The organism is Pseudomonas sp. (assembly GCF_050739655.1).
In the GTDB taxonomy this organism is placed as follows: Bacteria; Pseudomonadota; Gammaproteobacteria; order Pseudomonadales; family Pseudomonadaceae; genus Aquipseudomonas.
In genome coordinates this window covers 42,616-64,635 of the sequence record NZ_JBOIBY010000260.1, presented here as the reverse complement: position 1 = coordinate 64,635, position 22,020 = coordinate 42,616, and the positions used below count along the sequence as shown (strand labels likewise).

Sequence of the window (22,020 nt, the reverse complement as noted above, 5' to 3'; positions counted from 1 at the left end):
GCCCGGGTATTCAATGAATACCCGGTAGATTACTTGACGAGCCTGATTTCCTTGGACGGTCGGTAGCCGAAATAGGAGCTGTAGCACTTGCTGAAGTGACTCGGTGATACAAAACCACAGGCCACCGAGACTTCCACGATGGTCAACGTGGTGTGTTGCAGCAATCGACGGGCTTCAGTGATCCGCAAATCCATGTAATAACGCTGAGGCGTAGTACCCAGCTGCTCTTTGAACAGACGTTCGATCTGCCGACGGGACCGGGCGGCGTAAAGGCAGAGCGCCTCCATTTCCAATGGTTCTTCGAGGTTGGCATCCATCAGATTCACCACCTCCCGCAGCGGACCACTGACCGATACATTGAGCGTGGGCTTGATGCGCCGGTAACGCGACGCTTCAAACGCCAGAATGTCCTCGATGCCGTCAGTCAACGCCTTGTCGTGCAGGCTCCTGATCCACTCCAGCGCCATATAGAACGTCCCCGTCGGGCTGGAGGCCGTCAACCGGTCCCGATCCACCACATAGGCTTCACTGGTAACCTGGGCCAGCTTGGCAATTTCCGCCAATGCGGGGCGATGTTCGGGGTGAATGGCGCAGCGATAGCTATCAAGCAAACCGGCTCGCCCAAGAAACCACGCACCATTCCACACACCAGCCAGCTTGACCCCCGATTCAGCCGCCCCGTGTAAAAGCCCAATCAACGCCTCATCGGCGGTGAGGGCCGTACGATACCCACCACAGATCACCAATAAATCCAGCTCCTGGATCTCGCCATGACTGAGGCACGCATCCGGCCGAATGACCAACCCCAAATCACTGATCACCTCCCCTTCCTTTAAACCAAAGGTCTTGGTGGAAAACAACTCGGGCCGCAGCAGGTTGGCGGTCACAATCGTATCGAGTGCCTGGGTAAACGCCGGCAACGAAAAATGCTCGAGCAGCAAAAAACCTGCCCGAGCCCGGATCGACTGGCCTTCATGGTCGTTGAGGTAACGAAGGTTTTTACCCTTCATGGCACCGCTGAACTGACGTCGCTCTACCAACGCTCGCCTCGCTTGTTGTTTTGATGAACGGGTGATTTAACGCCCGGGCTGCTTTGATTTCTGGCTGCGGAAAATTGGACTGTGCAGCTTTGAGCCGCTTGATGCGTGCATTGTTTACGCCAGTTGAAACGTGGGGGCAAGCGGGGCTGTTTTTTATCGACAGAAATGGGTGCATCCGTTGATCAAACTCGCAGTCAGCCCGCTAAAGTAGCGCGACGATTTTCAGGGAATCACCGACCATGGATGTGCTTTATCAGGGCAGCTGTCTTTGCGGCGCGATTACGTATCGCGTCACTAGCGAGTTGAAAGCCGTCACCCATTGCCATTGCAGCAAATGTCAGAAAGGCCATGGCGCCGCCTTCGCGACGTACGCCAGCGTTCCCGCCTCAGCGCTTTCAATCTTGACAGGGGCAGAGACGATCAAGGGCTATGCGTCGTCCGAGGGCATGTTGCGTCAGTTCTGTTCAAACTGTGGCTCTTCCATGTTCTGGAGTGATTCAAAGGGGGCGTTTTCGCAGTGGATATCGATTGCAGTCGGTACGCTGGATTCGCCGTTCTCGCCGACAAAGCAAGAGCATGGCTGTATTGGCTCGAAGGCGGGGTGGTATGAGTTTGTGGATTGGCATCCACAAACTTAAATAGGAAAAGGGGGGCAGATTTTTTCCCAATTTACTCCTTGACCACACGTCGCTCTATTCGTACTCCAATAACCCGTGAGATAACGCTGATAATCCTCCGCGACAGCAAATGCCACCTGACGGCTATTGCCACGCTGTACCACATGGTGCGGGTGGTTGGGTAATACAATACGTCCGATTATGGGCATATCCGACTCCTCCTTCCATGGAAGCTTTCAGCGTAGCAAAGGAGAAAAATAAATCCGTCCCCTTTCCGCCTTCTTTCCTTTTCCTTTCTGTCCCCTTTTCCTTTCTCAATCTACATAGCTTTAATCTCTGAAATCAGAGCCAAAAATTCTGGCTCAGTTAACTCAAATTCCGCGCCATCTTCCATTGCCATCAATGTGAGAAGGACTCGATCCATAGGGGCAGTAATTTCTAACCCATGGTCTCGATAAATTTCAAACGCCACCTTAGAAATTCTAAAGACATCGAAACCTCTAGCCAGTGTTTTATCTAGATCCATAGCAAGATCAGTTTGTGAGTACATTATTTCCAGCTCTCTAATTCTGCACCTGTAGGAGGATAGTGCTGCGCACTAACTGGCTGCCCATTAATGCTTTTAGGGTGAACCCGGATGATACTTCCTGAATGATCATAGCTTTCCATCCACTGTCTAGTGGAACCAGTCGCAGGATTGTACTCCGTGGCAAACGAAGCACCACGAGTAGCTCCTTCGGTACGAGCGAGCACTTCCTGTGTGTAATAACGAATTCGTCCATCAGGAAAAAGAAAATGAAAAAGGGGACGAAAAAGGGGACGACGAAAAAGCGACGAAAAAGGGGACAGATCTATTTACCCCTGATAAATAAATCCGTCACCTTTACCCAGTCACCTTTACCCACATACCCCTCTTCCCATAGTCGCTTCCCCATAAATAAGCCCATAACCAGTCGTAACTTTCTTCGATTCAGAAATAGACGGAATGTCTTTAGCACCATTTACTCAATAATTTCTCCATAATTTTTGGCGACCCAACAGATACAAAGCCCCATTCATCATCATCAAACTCACCAACCTGCTTAAAAAGCAAACCGCTTTTTTCGCATATGCAACAACAAAATCCAAAATCCTCAACCATATTTCCAGACCACCCCACCTCGAGAATTCGTTTAATTTCAAGAGCTTTGGGTGTCGCGACAATATATGAACAGCGCTCATCAACAATCACTTCAACCACATTCGAAATAGATAATTTTGAAATACGTAAAGCACCGAAAAACTTTAACTTCCCGTGAGCCTCTACGACAGACACTTGGGAATTACTACTACCTGAAATCTCACTTCCTCGAAACTTCAGCCCTCCCCACAATTCTCGATAGCGTATGATTCGAGTATCTGGTTGCCAAGCAGAGTTACCCAGGAATAACCAAATATCATACCCGGGTAGTTTTTCATCAATCAGGCTGTAAACAAAACTCAGCACACCTGCCATTGAAGTACTCGACGCACCAGCGACTAAAAAACTAGCTGCAGACATTACCGATCTAAAATCCTCTCCAGCCCGATGGGGATTAATTATATCGTTAGCAACTGAAATATCAGGCGTACTCACGACTTTAATATCAATAGTCATAGTGATTTCCAGATTAAGTAAAAAGGCAAGTAAAAAGGGGACAGATCTATTTTCCCAACCCACTCCTTGGCCGACCCTGGCCACGTTGCTCTATTCGTACTCCTACAATCCGTTCGACTTCATCCACAAAACGGCTCGTCCCTGTCAATTGACCACGCTGCAAGCTCTCGCGAATCAATCTGATCTCATCGGCGGGAATGGCTTGACGCATGAACGCCTCGTATTGATCAAATCGCTCCACCGACGTATTACCCAGAGCAGAAAAACAAGGATCGAAGTCCAGCCAATGACTATCGGGGGCTATACCGAGCCGTTCCCGATAGCTGGACCATGGGTAATCCGCTGCATCGGCCACCATTCGAGCACGTACAGGGTTCATTTCAATGTAACGGCAACAAGCAAGTAAATAGAAGCAAAAAAAGAAAAAGGGGACGGATTTATTTTCCATTTAAATAAATCTGCCCCCTTACTTTTCTTCCCTTTTCGGATTCTTCGCTTAACGCTTATGCACTTCCAACATAAACGTTTTTATCTGGAAGTGTCATCAGCCAAGGTTCACAAACAGAAGTGCAGAACACGTCCAATCTTCTGCCATCAGAAAAAACAAATGAGGGGTCAATTGGTTGATCACCAGCAATCCATGACATATTAACAATTGAGAGTCCGACCAACTCTTCTGTGCGTATATTTTTCTGATCATCCCAGCATGCAAACAACAATTCTCTACCTTGGGATACCCTCCAGGCGCTGCTGGTAACAAAACTCCACCTATCGCCAGAGACAACCAGGGAGTCACCATCCCACTCAACACACTCAATGTGAAGTGGGAGGTACGGCATCACGAGCTTTAAGAAATCAAACATTAGTCCACCTGCTCAATATGTGTTCTTTCTCTAATCCACTGCTTCCTTTCAGCTTTAGATAGACCTTTCGGTGGTTGTGGTGGCTTACCCGTTGTCGGGTCTATTGGACCACCATTAGCATTTTCAAACGAGGCTCTCTGAGGACTACGACCATCTGCTTGCATCACACGGACACGCGAACCATCTGGCAACGCATATTGTGTACCAACCACTTTACCGCTGGTTGGTGAAACAACAGGTTTTGATGGGTACCGCGCGGCCTCAAAAATAGCAATCATCTGTGATTGGCTTTTAGGCAACTCTACTCCAGATGCATGCTTGACTGTTGAAACTCCTTTTGCACCTCCCGCTACCCGCCTCCCTCCTCCCGCAACACCAGCCAAAGTCTCAGCCGCCATCGACCAAAAAGCTGCCGCTTGGCCATCTCGCTGACGCACCACCTCCGATGCAATGGTGCTCTGTGCAGCCAGGTTACTTTGCTCGATTACATACCCAACACTGAACGCAGCGCCGCCATTACCACTGCGTCGAAGCTGCTCGGCGAGTTCCTGTAGCTTTGGCACGTCAGCCTGGAGTTGCGCTGATATTTCTTTGCACGCGCTTATATTCGTTTCACAGATGCTGCGAAGCCCCTCATTTCGCTGCTCATCCAGTGATGCATATTTGTCCCGCACCGAGTCTTTGCATGCCGAAGACTGACATTTAACCTGCTCATCGAGCATCGCCACTACTTCATGGTGCAGCAGGTAGTTATAGTTCGTGGCATCTTTCGCGATGGTTGCGCCTTGTTGGACGTCACCGTGGCTTACGGCTGCCGCGGCTACCCCCACTAGCTGCGAAGACATCGACAACAAGGTGCTGTCGTTTTCCGCCAACACGGCCAATTGAGTAACAAGCGCCTCATTGGCACCCGCAGCTAGCGCCCCGGTTTTGAAATCACCTCCGGCTGCTTCATTCAACAATCCACCGACAACGGCATGCAGGGCTATTTTTTCAGGGCTTCCGTCTGACCACCCCTGCTTCGTCGCAAAATCACCTACCGCATTGAACGCTGTGGCATTCAAGGTGCTGAGTAATGCGCCCTTTAATGCATCACCAAAGTCGGCATGCTGGCCGAGCGCATTGCTTAAAACCGTAGACGTAGCGTTCTGCAGCAGCTGGTTACCGGTAAACCGTCCAATGCCCTCCAGACTATCGAGCTCATTGATGACCTTTCCCGTTGTTGGATTGGTAGTTGTTTTCAGGATGTCGTCAAAGACACCTGCGGTTATGCCCGCCGTCACCCCTGAAATCACATAGCCTTTAACGGCATCCGAAGACGTCACGTCCCGGAACGTCGCGCGAAGGTTTCCCCTGTTGTTAACCGTACTGATTGCCGCACCACTAGCCGCCGAAGTAGCCACCGCAGTGAGTGCCACATTCCCCCATCCTGCTGCGACTGCTGTCCCAGCCGCTGTAGTACCGGCAGCAGCCATTGCAGTCCCCGAAGCTGCCGTTGCATTGGCTGCGGCGCCAATGGCGGTACTCGCGGCACCGGCAGTCAGTGCGGTCACGATGATCATGATTGCCAGTACGGCGCCTGCACCAAGACCCGAATGGCTGTACTTGAAGTTCTCGTGCACCTCCTGAACCTTGTGCCAATCCACATCGCCCCGTTTCTCAGCCTCCTTGAGCCATGCGAGCTGCGGGTCGGCCTGCACCATCGCATCGATGGTCTGGCTCACCGTTTTCTGGTCGACCTGTTTGATATCGATGTTCAGCCCATCGACTGCGTTGATCGCCAGCTTGCCTTGGGCCACCAGGTGACTCTGGCGCAAGGTCTCGTCGGTACTGCCCTTACCCTTGGCCGACTGCCACGCGAGACTGCTGCTGCTTTTCTCGTGACTTTCCTGATGCAGATCCTTCACGCCCTCAAACGCAACGGTGCCGCCACTGTCGAGCGTCAGGTCACCACCGCTATTGAGGTTGGCCACCTGATAACGCTGGTCCCCGCCGCTGACCAGCGTCAGGTCACCACCCGTGGTGATTTCACTGCCGACATGCGTCACCTGGGTGACTTCATCTCGCCGACTTTCCTTTTGGCCAAAGCTGCCCTTTTTCTTTTTGTCGTACAGCGAGTAGTCCGTGTCCTGAGCGGCCAGCAGCTCGATGTTGTTGCCAGCGACCAAGTAGGCTTCGCCGCCCGCCGTGATACGGCTGGAGATCAACGCCAGGTCGTTACCGGCGCTCACCACCACGTCGCCGCCAGCGGTGAGGGTGCTGGCGACCTGTTTGACGTGGTCCTCCTGCTTAGTGACTTTTTTGTACTGGTAGTAGGAATGGCTTTCGTCGGCACCGGAGGCGATGGTCACGTCGGCTTGGGCGGCGAGGCCGATGTTGTGTTTGGCATCCAGATCGCTGGCGACGATGCTGATGTCGCGTCCGGCGCTCAGGGTGATGTCGCGACCGGCGTCGATGCTGGAACCGAACTGGGTCACCGAGCTTTGTTGTCTGCCACCTGAGTCGGCGCTTTGTTGCTCGGTGGAAGCGATGTGGATGTCGCGACCGGCCTGGATGTCGATATCGCGGCCGCTGGTGATGCCGCTGCCCTCGTTCAGCACGTCCCTGCCCGCGCTGATGGTCAGGTCGTTCGCCGCTTCGATGCGTGCGGCGCTGTCGAGATAGTCGCGTTGCTGGTTGTAGCCTTTGTTGGTGACGTCGGTGCGGGTAACGCTGCGTTCGTTGATGACATCGCCCTTCAACGCCGTCAGGTTCACATCACGCCCGGCAATCACACCGCCCGCTGTGTTGATGATGTTGTTCCCGGCCAGCAGGTCGAGGCGATTGCCGGCCTGGATCAGCCCATTGTTGGTGAGGTCCTGTACGGCGGACGCCGCCAGGTTGTTGGTCGCCCGCAAGGTCCCGGCGTTGTTCAGATCCTGCCCTGCGATGAGCGTTACATCGCGCCCCTGGATCAACGCGCCATTGGGCGCCAGGCGGTTATCGGCCTGGGCCAGGTACAGCACCGGCACCAGGACTTTTTCGCCATTCACTTCATGCGCTTCGAGCCAGACGATGTCGTGGGTCAGGGCCGCCACTTGCTGAGCGGTCAGGGTCACGCCGACGGACAGGTTCAAGGCGTCCTTGCTGGCGATGGCGTTGCTCATCAGGTACTTGAACATCGCCTCATCGGAGGTCTGGCCATTGATGAAGCGTTGACCGGTACGCTCGACCACCGCTTGCTGGATCAGCCGCTGTTCAAAGAAGCCATCACCGAGGCGCTTGGCGCTGGCGTCCGGGTCGTAGCCGAGCTTCGCCAGCAAGTAATCGGAGCTCATGAACTGCTTGAGATCGGTCAAGACCGGGTTGGTCTCGATCAGGTACTTGTGAGGGTTGCTGCGCACGCTGGTATCGGGCAGTCCTTGTACGCGAGGCGTATTGATCAAGGCGGCGTTGACATTAACCTGCGCCGTCTTGTCGTCAAGGTTCAGGGAGGGGCTGGTTGCCAATGCCAGCTCGCGATTGCTGACCGACACCAGATCGTTATCGTCGAACTGCAACGCGGTGGCGTCCCTGACGGGTGTAGCGTTCGAGCGCTGGGTCGTGTCACCGGCGATGGAGGCAATGGTCCGGGGTGGGCTCGGAGCGATGCCCGAGTTTGTGCCTTGCTTAGCGCTCAGGCGGAACAATCCGTTGTCGCCCACCGGCAGGCTGAACCCGGGCAAGGTCAGTGGGTTGACCTGTTGTTGGGCCAGATCCGGCGGAAGCTGGCTGTTGAGGTTGATAACCGTGGTTTTGCCGGTACCGGTAGCCCCGGTTCCGGCATTGCGCGATGTGCCGGAGATGCCCGAACTGTAGGCGCGCTCAACACCGTTGGTGATCTTGTTGACGGCATTGATGGTGACGTTGCCAGCGGCCTGGATGATTGCCGAGGCAAACCCAGCGGGGTCTGCGGCGATGATTTTCTCGCTGAAGACGCCTTTTTTTATGAAGTCGGGGACGTCGGTTCTGACACCGCTTGCGTATAGCGAATCGCCAAAATCGACGGAACTTGAATATTTAGGCAGAGTAAGCAAAACGGAACCAAAACGCTGATACCAGTTTTCAGCCTCTCCTTTGGCCGCGTATCGAACGGGATTCGAAGACACCCTTTTATCAACTTCATTGGCGTTCCAAAAGCGCAGGTCCTGATTGTAATCAGCGTCGTTGGACATGTTGTACGCAACGATCTGACGCCACTGATCAAGGGTTCGACCACCCGTGACGTATTGACGAGAAACGTAGTCCCCCGTGGCAGTGCCGGAGTTCTCGAAATGGGTGACATTGATGTTGATGTTTCCTGAAGCCGCGACCGACGAGTTCGAGTTCAGGAATGAACCTCCAGACACGTCAAGATTGCTGCCCGAGGTGATGGAAGCGGCCTTGGAGTTTTCCCCCTCCAGAATGCTGACGCTGAACTTCTGTTCCCAGACCAGATGCGAGGGGATCGAGCGGTCATTCAACTCAGTCCAGCTGGCGGGCAGTTGATCACAGGCGTAGCAACGAACTCCAATATCCGCCGAATACATCTGCGCAACAGTCTTGAACTGATCCCTGCGATTAACAATCGAATCAGCACGAATCGAGAAATTGCCGGCGCTCTCCAACGTACCGGAAAGGTTCTCCACCAACGCCGCACGATTACCCGCATCGTCTCGGGCAATATCGATGGCGCCCAGGCTGTAAACATCGGATTCCCTGTTAATGAAGCTGCCCACCCGAAGCTTCATATCGCCGCCACTGAAGAGGAAGCCGCCCTGATCGTTCAGTAATGACGACGCGGTGAGTTTCATTCCAGTCCCGCCCGCCAGCGTGCCGTAGTTGTTAACGGCACCGGCATTCAGGATCAGGTTGTTGCTCGCGGTCAGGCGACCCTGGTTGTTCAATACCGACAACCCGCCACGGGCGCCCACGGTTGTGTTGCCACCGCCGGCTATGCTGGCGGCGCTGCTGAGCGTGATGGCGGATGCGTCGACCTGCATGTCACCCAGGCTGCTCATGCGCCCATTGCCGCCGTAGCCACCGCTCAACTGGAGATCGAGGCGGCCGTCACTGGCAATCAACCCGTCGTTGCTCCAGTTCACACCACGCCCCACAAGCTGGTTGGAAGCGAGCAACTGGCCACTGACGGTCTGCGTGAAGTTGTTGACGTTCAGCGTCAGGCGTCCGGCCTGGATCACGCTGCTGTTGGTCCAGTTGGCAGCGTTGAGGTTCAGGTCGCCACGGGTGACCAGATTGCCGCCAGCGTTCATGACGTTGGCGGTGGAAATGTCGAACAGTCCGGTGCCGACATGGGTCACGGAGCCACCGGTGTTGAGGAACCCCGGCGTCGCCAGTGTCAGTAGTTGATTGGCGGTTTCCAGCAGCCCGTTACGGTTATCGAACTGGCTGCCGATCTGGAAATCGCTTTTCCCGACGGTGCCCAGTGCGCGCAGCTTGCCGCCCTGATTGTCGAGATGGCCGGCGCGCACGGCCAGGGTGTCGGCGCTTTCGATCAGACCGCCACGGTTGGACAGATGGCTGCTCAGCCCCAGGTCGATGCCGTTGCCGCTGACCTGCCCGGCGTTGTTGTTCATCGATCCGCCGAGGACGGTGACCTGGCCTTTGGCGAAGATCCCGCCGTTGCTGTTGTCGACGGTGTTGCTGCCAGCGTTGAGCAAAATGCCGCCGCTGTTGGCGGCTATACGTCCACCGTCGCTGTAGATCCCGCCCAGCGCTCGCAAGTCGAGACGACTGCCTTCGAGCTTGCCGCCCTGGCCGTTGCGTAAGACACCGCTCAGGCGGGTTTGTAACAGCCCCATGAGGCTCGACAGGATGCCGCCACGACTGTCGACGCTGGCTGCATTGAGATTGAGATCACCGTTCTGGGCGATGAGTGTGCCGCTCTGGTTATCAATCACGCCGCTGCCCGCCTCCACGGTCAGCGCGCCATGGCTTTGCACGGCGCCGTTGGCGTTGTTCAGCGCGGCGGCCGTGATGGAAACCCCGGCATCACGACTGGAGATCAAACCATCGGCGTTGTTGTAAACGGCGCCGGTAGAGGTGAGATCCAGTTGTCCATTGGCCGACAGGGTGCCGCCCTGACCGTTGTTCAGGTCGCCGGAAGTCAACAGGCTCAACAGCGACTGGCTGATCAGTTGACCACTTCGGTTATCGATGCCGCTGGAGCCTTTGATTCGCAACGGGCCGTGGCTGCCGAGCGCGCCGTTGGTGTTGGTCAGAACTCCAAGCAAATCGAGGGTGACGCTGTCTTTACCCACCAGGCTGCCACCGCTGTTGTCCAGTTGCGTACCGGTGAAAGACATGGCCTTGTTGGCAATGATCTGGCCGGCAGCGTTGTTCAGCGTCGTCGCACGGATATCCAGCGTGTCGCTGCTTTGGCTCAAGCCTCCCGAGGTGTTGATGAGGGTGCCGCCGGCGATCGTCAATATCTGCTTGCCGCCACTGGTGACAAGGCCGCTGCTGTTATCGAGACTGGCCGCCTTGATGCTCAGCTCGCCCTTCCCGGCCAGCCCGCCCTTGGTGTGGTTGATCAGGGCTGCGCTCAGGTCGATGTCCAGGTTGCCGAGCAGGCTGGAGATCGTGCCTTCCTGGCTGTTATCGAGCGTGCCACCGGAGACCTTCAGCCCATTCCAGCCGGACACCAGACCGCCCTGGTTTTTCACGTCGACGGCGGTGAGCTGCAATTGATCGTTGCTGATCAGGTTGCCACCACGGTTGTCCAGAGCGTTGCCGGTCAGGCTGAAGCTATTGAGGCTGGAGATTTCACCCTTGCGGTTATCCAGGTCACGCAGGTGGGTAATGCTCAATTCACCTTGGGTGTTGATCAAGCCTTGCTGGTTGTTCAGATCCCCCAGCGCCGCGCCCAGATCAAGGGCGATGCCGGAACCACCGAGCAGCGTTCCGCCCTGGTTGTTCAACCCGTTGCTGTTGAGAGTGAGTTGTTGCGCGGCCTTGATGATGCCGTTGTCCCGATTGGCCAACAGTCCACTAAGGGTCACGTCGAGATCGCCATCACTGAGCAGGACGCCGCCACTGTTATCCAGGCTTGACGCGCGGACCTGCAACGCGGCGGCGGCGATCTTGCCTTTGATCGATGTCAGTGCGTTTGCGATCTGCAGTGTCAGCTTCTGGTTGCTGAGCAACTGACCCGCGCTGTTGTCCAGTTGATCAGCAATCAGCTCGAACTCCAGGTCACTGGAAATTTCGCCGCCGCGGTTGTTCACGTCAGCCAGGTTTTTGAGCAGCAGTTGACCTGGCGCACTGATGAAGCCCTCCTGATTGTTCAGCGCGCCACCCTTCAGATCCAGGCTCAGATGGCCTTTACTGAACAGCTTGCCGCCCTGCTGATCGAGGCCAGTGACAGTGGCCAGCAACGAAGTGCCTGCACCGAGGCTGCCGCCTGTGTTGGTCACCTGCCCTGCCTTCAGATTCAACTGACTGGCGGAATAGATGCTCGCCTGGCGGTTGTTGAGCACGCCCGTGGTGATGTTCAGGTCGCCCTTGCTGCTGAGAACGCCGTTGAACCGGTTATCCAGGGCGCTGCTGTCGAGGGTGAGTGTCGAGTCGGTGAGCAGTTTGCCGCCCTGGTTGCTGACCCCACCCCGCGTGTCGATGACCAGCGCCTTCGCGCTGGAGACTGTGCCTCCGTCGTTGTCGAGACTTTTGGCCTGGATGACCAATGCGCCTTCGCTGACGAGACTGCCCTGTTGGTTGTCCAGATCCGATGAAAGCGTGATCGCCAGATCGTTTTGAGTGATCAGGCGACCGCTGTTTTCCAGACTGTGTCCGCTCAGCGTCAGCCCGGTTTCGCCGGATATCAGCCCCTGATTACGGTTGATCACCTGCCCCACCGTCAGCGCGAGATTGCCACCGGCAAGGATGAATCCGCTGTCGCTGTTGTCGAGGTAAGCACCGGTCAGGTTCACATCGGCCTTGCTCGACAGTTCACCATTGCGGTTGTCGAGGTGGTCCACCGTCAGGTTCAGCGCTTGCATGGCACCGATCAAGCCCTTGTCGCGGTTGTCCATGCGCGCGGCCTTGATCGACATCTCGTCATCGGCAATGACTACCCCGCCCCGGTTGTCGAAGTCGTCGTTAATGCGCAGATCGGCGCCGCCTCGAACGCGAATTTCACCACCGGCGTTGTTCAGGCTGGCACTGTGACTGTAAAGGCCGGCAGCGGCGATCAGGCCTTTGACGTTGCTCAGTGCCCCGTCAATGACAAGGCTGAGCTTTTCATTGCTGAGCAGTTTGCCGCCATCGTTATTCAGGCTTTGCGCCTTCAGGCCCCAGGCCTTGGCCCCGGAGATTTCCCCTGCCTGGTTGTTCACCTCGTTGAGGTTTTTCAGCAACAGCTGGCCCGGCGTGTGAATGCTGCCGCGCCGGTTGTTCACCACCCCATCGAAAGCGAAGCCAAGGTCGTCCTGACTGACGATCCGGCCACCCACGTTACTCAGGCCGATACCGGTAAGCGTGGTCGCACCTTTGCTGAAGATCAGGCCGGTCGTGTCATTGATGATTTGGTCGACACTCACGCCGAGCGTGGTTTCCGATAACACCTTGCCGCCATCGCTGTTGTCCAGGCGGGTACCCTTGACGTGCAGCCCCGCTTGGCTGGAGAGCGAGCCGCCGCGGTTATCGATCTGTCCGACATCCAGGGTCAGTGTCTTGAGTGACGCGACGAGACCCTCCTGGCGATTATCCAGCGCGTTGCCGATCAGCAACAAATTGCCTTCGGCCACCAACTCGCCAGCCGATTGGTTCAAGGTGGCGATGTTCGCTTCGATATCGCCCTTGCCGGAAATGCGCCCGGCAGTGTTGACCGCCTCATTGGCCGTGAGGGTCAACTTCCCCGCTGCGGTGATCAGGCCGCCGTTGCGGTTGTCCAGACTCTGCGCCCGCACGCTCAGCGATTGCCCCGAGGCAATCTTGCCTGCGCTGTTGTTGAGGGTGCCGGCGGTGATCGCGGTGTCTTTTCCACTGAGAGTGCCACCCTGATTACCTAATCCTTGCGCAGCACTCACCGCCAGATTACGACTGGCGACCACACTTCTTCCGCTGTTGTTCAGTGCCTGCGCACTGAGGCTGATATCGCCCTTGTCATTGCGACTGTTATCGGCATTGATTCCGGCTTCAACGATCCCGTTGTTGGTCAGCACACCACCGGCACTCAAACGGATGCCGTCCCTGGCGGCGATACTTTGGTGCACGATCAGATTGCCCTGGGTCTGGACGTTGATGGTGTTGCCGTAGACCGGCCCCTGGGCGTCAAGGCTGGCGGCTTTGACATTAACGGCGTTCGTGGCGGCGGTCTGCGCCAGGCTGAGATGCCCATTGGCATCGATCTGGATATCCCCGCCACTGGCCGCCAGGTTGCCAGCCAGCTTTACCCCGACACCCGCCTCGGTGCCCACCAGCTTGATCGCCCCGGCGTACATGCCGCCCAGCGCGGAACTGTCGATGGCCAGTTGCGGCTTGGCGCTGCCGTTGTCGGTGCGAGCCGTGGCGTTGAGGGTTTGTGCGCTGATGTCGTTGCGACCGGCGACGATGGTCAGGTTTTTTGCCTGGACCTCGGCGTTGATTTTTGCGCTGCGGGTGATGATTTCGAAGCTGTCGACGTTGCTGGCATTCAGCCCGGCGCCGTCGATGGAAACGCTGCCCTGATCAACCAGAAAGCGGTCGAGCCGGCCGTTATCCAGCACCGGTTTTCCGGTGGTCAAGGTCACGCGCGGGGTGTTGATGAAGCCGCAGCCATTGCAGGTGATGCCGTAAGGGTTGGCGACGATGACCCGCGCCGACTGCCCCGCTACTTCGGTGTAACCGCGCAACTGGCTGGGACTGCCGCCGACCACTTCGTTGAGGATGGTGTGCGCCGCACCGCTGTTCTTCAGGTGCGGATTGCCGATGATGATCCCGCCCAATTGCGAGGCCGTGGTCCGAGCCGAACCGTTGTTGAGGATCACGCCCTGGGCGCCGACGTTATAGTCGTGGAACTGGTTGTGCGACAGGCCGCTGCCGTTGGGCGTGGCGATGTTGATGATCGGCACGCCGTTATCGGCCTGATCGAGCGTGGTGCCCGGCGAGGCGACAACGATGCCATTGGCTTGCGCCCAGATCGGCTGCCAGAACATGACGTTGGCCAACAGGAAGGCCACGCCGCGCTTGGGCATACCCCAGAAGTGGTCACGGGGTTTCACCAGGGCGCAAGGCTGGCGAACGAGAAAATTGTATTGGCGAACGTCCATGTCGTTGATCTCCAATAAGCGAATTCAGATGAAAAGGTCCACGCGAAAGTAGATCGGTGCCTCGCGCTCGGGCAGCGCGTCCGGTCTCTCCAGGGAATGGGCAAAGGTCATGCTGGCCGCCACGTGCTGACCACGGGCAAACAGTTCCAGTGAATTGCTCGACATACGTCCGTGCTGATTGCCGTTGTAGCGATCGTTGCGTATCACGCCCTGGTCGTAACCGAAGCCGGTTCCGTATTCGGAGAACAGCGGACGCAGCCATTGAGCGCTGACCGGGCGGCTCCAGCGCAGGTCACTGCGCCAGTAACCGCCGCTGTCACCAGACAGGGATTGATCCTTGTAACCGCGGATCGACGACTGCCCGCCGAGGCTGGTGCGCTGTGGGCCGAACAGCACGTCTTCGCTGCGCTGGCCGGTCATCAGGCTGGTGAAGCTGAACGACTCGCCCCCAATCTTGAATGGCTGCAGATAGCTCGCGGTGGCGGCGTACTTGCGATAACGCGCGTTCGGCGCACCGGGTCCCGAATGGTCATTGCCCTGTGCATCGAAAGCGCCGACGCCCTCCTGCAAGCCGAGGTCCAGGTTGACGAAGGCGCCGCCCACCCTCCGCCCATGGTTGATGCCGTACTGCATTTCACTGAGGCGGTTGCTGCTGGGCTTGAGCTTTCTGTCTTCGATGAAGTTGTCGGTGCGCAAATGCGAGAGCCCGGCATTGAGCGAGGTCTTGCTCACGGAATCGCGGTGGATCACCCGTTCGGCGCGCAGTTGGTGGGTTAGGCTGTCACCGGTCTGCTTGAAGTTGTACCCGTTGGCTTTTAGCTGCGAGCGGTACTCGCTCTGGCTGTAGGTGTACGTGAAATTCCACCAGCCCCACGGCAGGTTGTAATAGAGCATGGCGTTGCTGGAGGTGTGCTGATGATCGGTCATTGCATCGTGGCCACCCCGCAGCATCAACTGATCGGCCAGGCCCAGCGGGCTGTCCCAGTCGAACGTCGTGCCCCATTGCTGTTCGCCGGTGCTGCGCTGACCGTCGTTGCTGCGCGAAAGCCCGGCGCGCCATGGCTTTTGCGGAATATTGGTGACCAGCACTTCACTACCGCCGAGGCTGTTGCCGGGGGCCAGTTCCATCCTGACCTCGTTGGATGACAAGCGGTTGAGCTGATCGAGCATTTGTTCGATCTCGCGCAAGTTGAGTAACTCACCGACGTTGCCTGTGAAGGCCATTGCCAGTTCGCGTTCGGACAATCGACTGTCCGGCGCGGCTTTCAGGCTTTCGAGCCGGCCCTCGATCACCCTTACTAGCAGATGCCCGCCGGACAAATCCTGTTGCGGCAGGTAGGCGCGACTGGTGACAAGGCCTTTTTCGATGTAGTGGTCAGTGATGACCTTGAGCAGTTCGTTCAGTTGGGGAACGCCCAGGCATTGGCCGATCCAGGGCTTGAACAGACGGCTTTTTTCACTGACCGAAAGGCTGTCGGCACCTTTGAGTTCGATGTCCTTGTTGGGAAAACAACGGGTGTCGACCGGAACTTTCATCGGCGTCGCTTGGGCTTCCTCGCCGGGCAGTTCCTTGAGCTCTTCAAGGCGTCGGCGCTGCTCTTCGAGCAAACGATCCTGACGCTCGCGGATCAGGTCGGTATCGCCTGGGGTGGGGGCGGCGTGGACGGAAATCAGCGGAGAAAGGCATAGCAGAGCCACGCACAATCTCGCCGCAATGGCGATTGGATTCATTTTCAGTCCCTCGAATTAGAGAGCCCAAAAAGTAACGAATCACCAGAAACGAAAAAACCGGACGGTTCCGGCGCATCAGCGCGAAACCTCCGGTTGTGATGTGGGAACAGTCGCTCTTGAATAAACGCGATTAAACAACCCATTCGACGTGGCGTAGATACGGGCATCCATTGGCCAAACCCGCTGCCAGCCCTTTAACGTAGCGCGACGATTTTCAGGGACGACGAACCGCCCTCACCCGCCCGCTGCTGCCCCCGCCGCAGAAAAACCGATCTTCGCCATCGGACTCAAGCCCGGAAACACTGACACCGGCCGGTAGCATGAGGCTTTCCAGCACCTCGCCGGTTGTCGAGTCGATGCGCCGCAGTTCGCTTTCGTCGCCTTCCCATGTGCCGTGCCACAGCGCGCTCTCAACCCAGGTGACGCCCGTGACAAAACGGTTGGATTCGAGGGTGCGTAGGATGGCTCCAGTCGCGGGGTCGATCTGATGGATTTTTCGCTCACGATATTGGCCTACCCACAGCGAGCCCTCGGCCCACGTCAGCCCCGAATCATTGCCGCCTCCGGGAGCCGGTATTGTCGTCAGTATCTGTCCGGTCTGTGGGTCGACTTTCTGGATGCGGTCCTCGGCGATCTGGTACAGATGCTTGCCATCGAAGGCGGTGCCAGCGTGGGCGGCGACGTCGAGCGAGCGCAAGATCTGGCCACTTTCGGGGTCCAGGGCGCGGAGTTTGTCGGTGGTTGCAAGCCACACCCGTTGACCGTCCCAGGTAAGGCCATGCACAACATCGACGCCTTCAAAGGGGCCGTATTCACGAAGGATTTCAGCGGCTGACTGTTTCATCTTGGTGTTCCTCGAAAGGGGGTGGTGGCCTTCATCCTAGCCACCGGGCAGCGGAACAGGGAGTAACAAGGTCGTCGCGAAACCGGGCACCGGTGGCGTCAGCCAGCGCCGTGCACGTCCATGCCCGAACGACTGCACCCTGCCCTTTGCTGCCAGCGTTTCGAGAGCCCGTTGCACCGTGCGCTGGCTGTTGCCCAGCGCCAGCGCGAGGGCCGAGCTCGACCATGACTCGCCGTCAGCGAGCAAGGCAAACAGCGCTGCATACTTTTCTTCAACGGGAGGTATCAGCAGCGTAACGTCGGGGGAAACCTGCGGGCTCAAAGCGTATCCACGCTTGCTGGCTGTTACGTCGGCCAAGGGTTTGAGTGCTTTTCGCAGTCGGCCGATTTCGACCCGCAGCCGGGCACGGTGGGACTCGTCACTGAGTTTGAGGCGAAAGGCCCGGGCAATCAGGGTTTCCCTAGGCACGTCAGCTGGCCAGGCTTCGGCGAGTGTTCGCACAAGGGTAAACAGGACCGGGCGCCTGGCCAGGGAAAGCGACATGCCCGCGCCGCGCACCACCGAGCGGCATGCGTCCACCACCAGCGATGTCGAGGCAAACAGGGCTTGCACCTCGTCGAGTAAAAGCAGTCGTACCTGGCCTTGGTCAAGCAGGCCTGCGGCGGGGCTGTTCAGAACACCCGCCGCGCTTTCGACTTCTGCCTTTAGCGCTGGAATACCGGAATGCAACGCTGCGACTTCCGCTCTGTGCAGTGCAGCACGTGCGACCTGCGCATCGAGACGACGCATCGCAATGCCCGCCACCACCAGTTCATGGGTGGCCCGCAATGGCGGCGGCAACGTGGCCGGGTCCAGTTCAGCGAGTTGCACTTGGGCGTCATCCAGTTGCCCGATCAGCAGCAAACGGCGAATCTGCAGATACCGCGCATGGGCCGCGTTGACCCGATCACCGTGCGCTTCCAGCGTCATCCGCGCCACATGCAAGGCCTTCACTGGCCAGCCGAGATCCCGCGAAGCCAGAGCGATTTCCGCTTCGGCGACAACACACCGCGCCCGGGCCACCGCCTCTTTCGGTCCGAAGGCACGCGCGGCCTTGCGCACCAGCGTCCTGGCACGCTCCAGATCGCCCAACTGCGCCATGGCGATACCGCGCAATGCCAGCGCCGGCGCATCGTCACGCAGCGCCACCCGATCCAGCGCACCGAGCGGATCACCGGTTGCCAGTGCCTGGGCGGCGGCGGTAATCAGCGAGTCCATTGCAAACCTGCCACGGGGATTACTCCATCGTCGGGTAGTCGTTGTTGAGTCTAACTTAGACCAATTGCCACGCAGGCTGTCCTTAAGGAAGCCGTATGTCCTGATTGTTGTCTGCGAAGAGGCCTTAAATTGCAGCTGCGATCCGGCCTGCCTATGCTGGACCAAACCACTGACATACGACGCTTGCTCAGGTTGCCAGGAGTCATGCGATGAACACATACCAGCCCATGAACTGCGACTTGTACGACTATCTGGAGATTGCCTGCATGCGCGGTTATCGACTGGATATCGAGTTGAAAGATGGTTCTCGTCTGGAGGCCAAGGCATTGACCACGCGCACCTCCAGCGAAAAGGAAGAATTCCTCTGCCTTGAAACAGCAGGCGGCCAGCAGGAGATTCGTCTGGACCAGCTGCTGGCGGTCACGCCGTTGGATGCTGATGCGCAGTTCGGTCGGGTGGTGTTTACCGATGCCGTCTGCACGTTCTAGCGACAAGCTCAGACCCGCGGGATGGCGCCTCTACCGGGTTAATCACCGAAAGTCGTACGACGTCTAATTTTGCCGCGATCATTGCTCGCTGACCGGGCTGATTTGTAGGAGCTGGCTTGCCAGCGAAAAACCCAAGGGCGTCGCGGGGCATCAGGATTGACGCGTCATCGTTGACCACCATCGCCAGCAAGCCGGCTCCTACAAATGGGAGACGACTCACAATCCCTGTAGGAGCTGGCTTGCCCGCGAAAAACCCGAGACCGCCGCGGTGAGTCAGGATGATCGCGTTATCGTTGACGAACATCGCCAGCAAGCCGGCTCCTACAAGTTATCTGTGTCTGTTCGGGTGGACCACAGCGGCAGCAGTCCAGGTTTCGCCCTTGTTACGGCCTATCAAATACGTTACAACTTCAACCTAGTTGTACGACAACCTATAAGAACTCGCAGCCACACTTCATGCTGGCGCACTTTTACTTGAGACACTGCCATGACCCAACCGATCTCCCGGCAGGAAGCGCCTGCGCCCTTCCCTCGCCATCTCGCCGTGCTGGTTTTGCTGTGCATGGGCTGTGCGTTTGCCGGCAATCATGTCGCGGCGCGGGTGGCCTTCGATGATGGTGCCGGTGTGTTGCTGGCAATCCTGATGCGCTCGGGCGGAACACTGATCGTGCTGGCCGCGCTGGTGCTGTGGCAACGCCAGAGCCTGCGTTTGCCGCCGGGGGCCTGGCGTTGGCAATTGCTGTTGGGGTTGCTGATTGCCACCCAGAGTCTGTGCCTGTATTCGGCCGTCGCCCGGGTGCCGGTGGCACTGGCGTTACTAGTGGCCAACGTCTTTCCTATCTTGTTGGCATTGCTCACCTGGGCACTGGGCGGCGCGCGACCGACCGCCCGGACCGCCACGCTGATGGGGCTGATTCTGCTGGGGCTGGTGTTTGTACTGGACGTACCGGGTCGCCTCGCAGATAACGCCAGTGCCGGCCCGCAATGGCTTTTGGGGGTCGCCCTGGCTTTTTGCGCCGCCAGCGTATTTGCCTGCGCACTGTGGATCACCGACCACAAACTGTCTCAGGTTCGCGGTTCGGTGCGCAGCCTGCTGACCATCTTCATTGTCTTCAGCAGCATCAACCTGGCCGGCATGACCGGTGCCCTCCCCGGTGGCCTGAACCTGCCGGCAACCAGCACCGGCTGGCTGGCGCTGGCGACATTGGTCGTGCTCTACGGCACAGGCTTTATCGTGCTGTTCATTTCCGTGCCGCGCCTGGACATGCCACGCAATGCGCCCGTGATGAACATCGAGCCGTTGGCGACGCTGCTGATGGGCTGGATTGTGCTGGATCAGATGCTCAGCGCCGGCCAGATCGCAGGCGGTGTGATTGTCGTGACCGGCATTGTCCTGCTGACCTGGCGCAAAGGCGCGAACACATCAGGAGCGACGCAACCTGCCGCCAAAGTCGTGGAACAGGGCTGAACGAAACCTTGTGCTAGGCTTTTTCGTCTGATTTGCGTTTGACGGAAAACTTTCCCCCGGATGATGGAGTTCGACATGAAAACCACGGCTTCCTGGTTGACGATCATGGTCATGAGTTTGCTGCTGGGCGCCTGTGCCGCCGTGGATGCGGGAAGCGGAGGGGCTGGCGAGATGGAAATCCGCTCGGGGAAAATCGAGCAGATCACCATGACGCAAATGCAGACCAATCATGACAGTGGTGTCGGTGCCATTCTCGGTGGGTTGGCGGGCGTGGGCATTGGCAGCCTGATCGGCTCAGGCACCGGGCGCGACGTTGCCATGGTCGCCGGTGCCCTTGCCGGCGCAGCGGGCGGCAACTACGCGGAGAAGAAAAAGTACGATCAGCCGCAACAGGCCCAGCAGATCATCGTGCGTACCAAAAGCGGCGTGTTGGTGTCGGTGACCCAGCCGATCAATGCCGCGCTGAGCAAAGGCCAGAGTGTGTATATCGAAGGCGCCGGCAACGAAGCTCGGGTTGTGCCGCAGAGCTGACATGACTCGCCACCTGTAGGAGCTGTCGAGTGCAACGAGGCTGCGATCTTTTGACTTTCAAGAAGCAGGATCAAAAGATCGCAGCCTGCGGCAGCTCCTACACAGCACTATTTATCCGACTTGATGGCCGTCCACACCCGCGTCCGCACCCGCTCAAGCTTCTGCGGCAACGGCTGCACAACGTAGAGCGTCGCCAGGGCTTCGGAGGTCGGGGTCAGGTTCGGGTTGCCGGTGATGTCCTTGTTGATCAGCGGTAATGAGTCTTTGTTGGCATTCGGATAACCGAGGAAGTCACTGATCGGCGCAATGACTTTAGGGTCCAGCAGCGTGTTGAGAAACTCGTGGGCTTCATCCACGTTTTTCGCGCTCTTTGGTATGGCGAAGGTGTCAAACCAGATCGGCGCGCCCTCCTTCGGCAAACGCCAGTCGACCACTACGCCATTGCCGGCTTCCTTGGCGCGATTACCGAACTGATAGAAGCTGCCGGAGTAACCGATGGCCACACAGATATCGCCGTTGGCAATGTCGGTCATGTACTTGGCGGAGTTGAAGTAGGTGACGTAAGGCCGAACCTTCAACATCAACGCCTTGGCTTTTTCGTAGTCATCCGGGTTCTGGCTGTTCGGGTCCAGGCCCAGGTAATGCAGGGCCAGCGGCAGGATTTCCGAAGGTGAATCGAGCATGGCGACACCGCAGGCTTTGAGCTTCTCCATGTTTTCGGGCTTGAACACCAGGTCCCAACTGTCCACCGGCGCATTCTCGCCCAGCGCCGCCTTGACCTTCGCCGGATTGAAGCCGATCAACACGGTGCCATACATGTAAGGCACGCCGTACTGGTTGCCGGGGTCGTTGGCGTCGAGCAACTTGAGGAGCGCCGGGTCCTGGTGCTTCCAGTTCGGCAGCTTGGACTTGTCGAGTTTCTGGAATACGCCGGCCTTGATCTGGGTTTCGATGAACTGATTCGACGGCACCACCAGGTCGTAGCCCGAGTTGCCCGTCAGTAGCTTGGCTTCCAGGGACTCGTTGGTGTCGAAGGTGTCCCACGTCACTTTGATGCCGGTTTGAGCGGCGAAATCCTTGGGTACCGACGGCAGGATGTAATCCGCCCAGTTGTACACCCTCAGTTCGCGCGTTTCGGCTTGCACAGCGCTGGCCAGCAGGGTCAGCCCACAAACGGTGGCACCCAGCATGCGTTTCATCGTGTCCATGGATCAGTTCCCCAGTGTCAGCTCGTTGGTTTTTTGTCTGTACTTTTATGTTCGAGAAGGCAGTGGCCTTGA

At 57.7% G+C, this 22,020-nt stretch carries 13 protein-coding genes and 2 pseudogenes; 4 read left to right on the top strand and 11 right to left on the bottom strand.

Annotated elements, in window-relative coordinates:
* Positions 1–29 precede the first annotated feature (29 nt).
* Positions 30–1,040: a GlxA family transcriptional regulator gene (locus ACRESJ_RS13035; protein ID WP_431758249.1), complete on the bottom strand. Its 1,011-nt coding sequence runs from the start codon at positions 1,038–1,040 to the stop codon at positions 30–32.
* Between the two features lie 239 nt (positions 1,041–1,279).
* On the opposite strand from ACRESJ_RS13035, the gene ACRESJ_RS13030 reads away from it, so the two are divergent.
* Entirely contained in the window at positions 1,280–1,678 is a 399-nt protein-coding gene (locus ACRESJ_RS13030) for a GFA family protein (RefSeq protein WP_431758248.1), read from the top strand.
* 74 nt (positions 1,679–1,752) lie between these two features.
* Here the strand turns inward: ACRESJ_RS13030 and ACRESJ_RS13025 are convergent.
* From ACRESJ_RS13025 to ACRESJ_RS12985, 9 genes and pseudogenes are all read right to left on the bottom strand, one after another.
* A pseudogene (locus tag ACRESJ_RS13025) lies at positions 1,753–1,866 on the bottom strand (transposase); the annotation flags it as partial.
* 110 nt (positions 1,867–1,976) lie between these two features.
* Positions 1,977–2,207 carry a hypothetical protein gene (locus tag ACRESJ_RS13020; protein ID WP_431758247.1) on the bottom strand — a complete coding sequence of 77 codons (231 nt, stop codon included), beginning with the start codon at positions 2,205–2,207 and terminating at the stop codon, positions 1,977–1,979.
* 441 nt (positions 2,208–2,648) lie between these two features.
* A complete protein-coding gene (locus ACRESJ_RS13015) occupies positions 2,649–3,293 on the bottom strand; it encodes a hypothetical protein (RefSeq protein ID WP_431758246.1) in 645 nt (214 codons plus the stop codon).
* Between the two features lie 46 nt (positions 3,294–3,339).
* A pseudogene (locus ACRESJ_RS13010) lies at positions 3,340–3,702 on the bottom strand (transposase); the annotation flags it as partial.
* Positions 3,703–3,796: 94 nt separating this feature from the next.
* Complete coding sequence (locus ACRESJ_RS13005; RefSeq protein ID WP_431758245.1) at positions 3,797–4,156, bottom strand: hypothetical protein; 360 nt, start codon at positions 4,154–4,156, stop codon at positions 3,797–3,799.
* A complete protein-coding gene (locus ACRESJ_RS13000; protein WP_431758244.1) occupies positions 4,156–14,421 on the bottom strand; it encodes a filamentous hemagglutinin N-terminal domain-containing protein in 10,266 nt (3,421 codons plus the stop codon). Before ACRESJ_RS13000 ends, ACRESJ_RS13005 begins: the two co-directional genes overlap by 1 nt.
* A 24-nt stretch (positions 14,422–14,445) precedes the next feature.
* The gene (locus ACRESJ_RS12995) at positions 14,446–16,152 is read right to left on the bottom strand and encodes a ShlB/FhaC/HecB family hemolysin secretion/activation protein (RefSeq protein WP_431758243.1); all 1,707 of its coding nucleotides are present in this window, start codon (positions 16,150–16,152) and stop codon (positions 14,446–14,448) included.
* A gap of 214 nt (positions 16,153–16,366) precedes the next feature.
* Positions 16,367–16,996, bottom strand: coding sequence for a Vgb family protein (locus tag ACRESJ_RS12990; protein ID WP_431758242.1), 630 nt, complete (start codon positions 16,994–16,996; stop codon positions 16,367–16,369).
* A 36-nt stretch (positions 16,997–17,032) separates the two neighbouring features.
* Positions 17,033–18,253 (bottom strand): helix-turn-helix domain-containing protein, encoded by a 1,221-nt coding sequence (locus ACRESJ_RS12985; RefSeq protein WP_431758241.1) that lies wholly within the window; start codon positions 18,251–18,253, stop codon positions 17,033–17,035.
* A 209-nt stretch (positions 18,254–18,462) separates the two neighbouring features.
* Here ACRESJ_RS12985 and ACRESJ_RS12980 point away from each other — a divergent pair, with 209 nt between their 5' ends.
* From ACRESJ_RS12980 to ACRESJ_RS12970, 3 genes are all read left to right on the top strand, one after another.
* Positions 18,463–18,741, top strand: coding sequence for a Rho-binding antiterminator (locus ACRESJ_RS12980; protein ID WP_431758240.1), 279 nt, complete (start codon positions 18,463–18,465; stop codon positions 18,739–18,741).
* A 487-nt stretch (positions 18,742–19,228) separates the two neighbouring features.
* Complete coding sequence (locus ACRESJ_RS12975; protein ID WP_431758239.1) at positions 19,229–20,209, top strand: EamA family transporter; 981 nt, start codon at positions 19,229–19,231, stop codon at positions 20,207–20,209.
* A 75-nt stretch (positions 20,210–20,284) separates the two neighbouring features.
* A complete protein-coding gene (locus ACRESJ_RS12970) occupies positions 20,285–20,740 on the top strand; it encodes a glycine zipper 2TM domain-containing protein (RefSeq protein WP_431758238.1) in 456 nt (151 codons plus the stop codon).
* Positions 20,741–20,847: 107 nt separating this feature from the next.
* On the opposite strand, the gene ACRESJ_RS12965 is transcribed toward ACRESJ_RS12970, so the two are convergent.
* On the bottom strand, positions 20,848–21,948 hold the full coding sequence (locus ACRESJ_RS12965) for a polyamine ABC transporter substrate-binding protein (RefSeq protein ID WP_431758237.1): 1,101 nt from the start codon (positions 21,946–21,948) through the stop codon (positions 20,848–20,850).
* Positions 21,949–22,020: the final 72 nt, after the last annotated feature.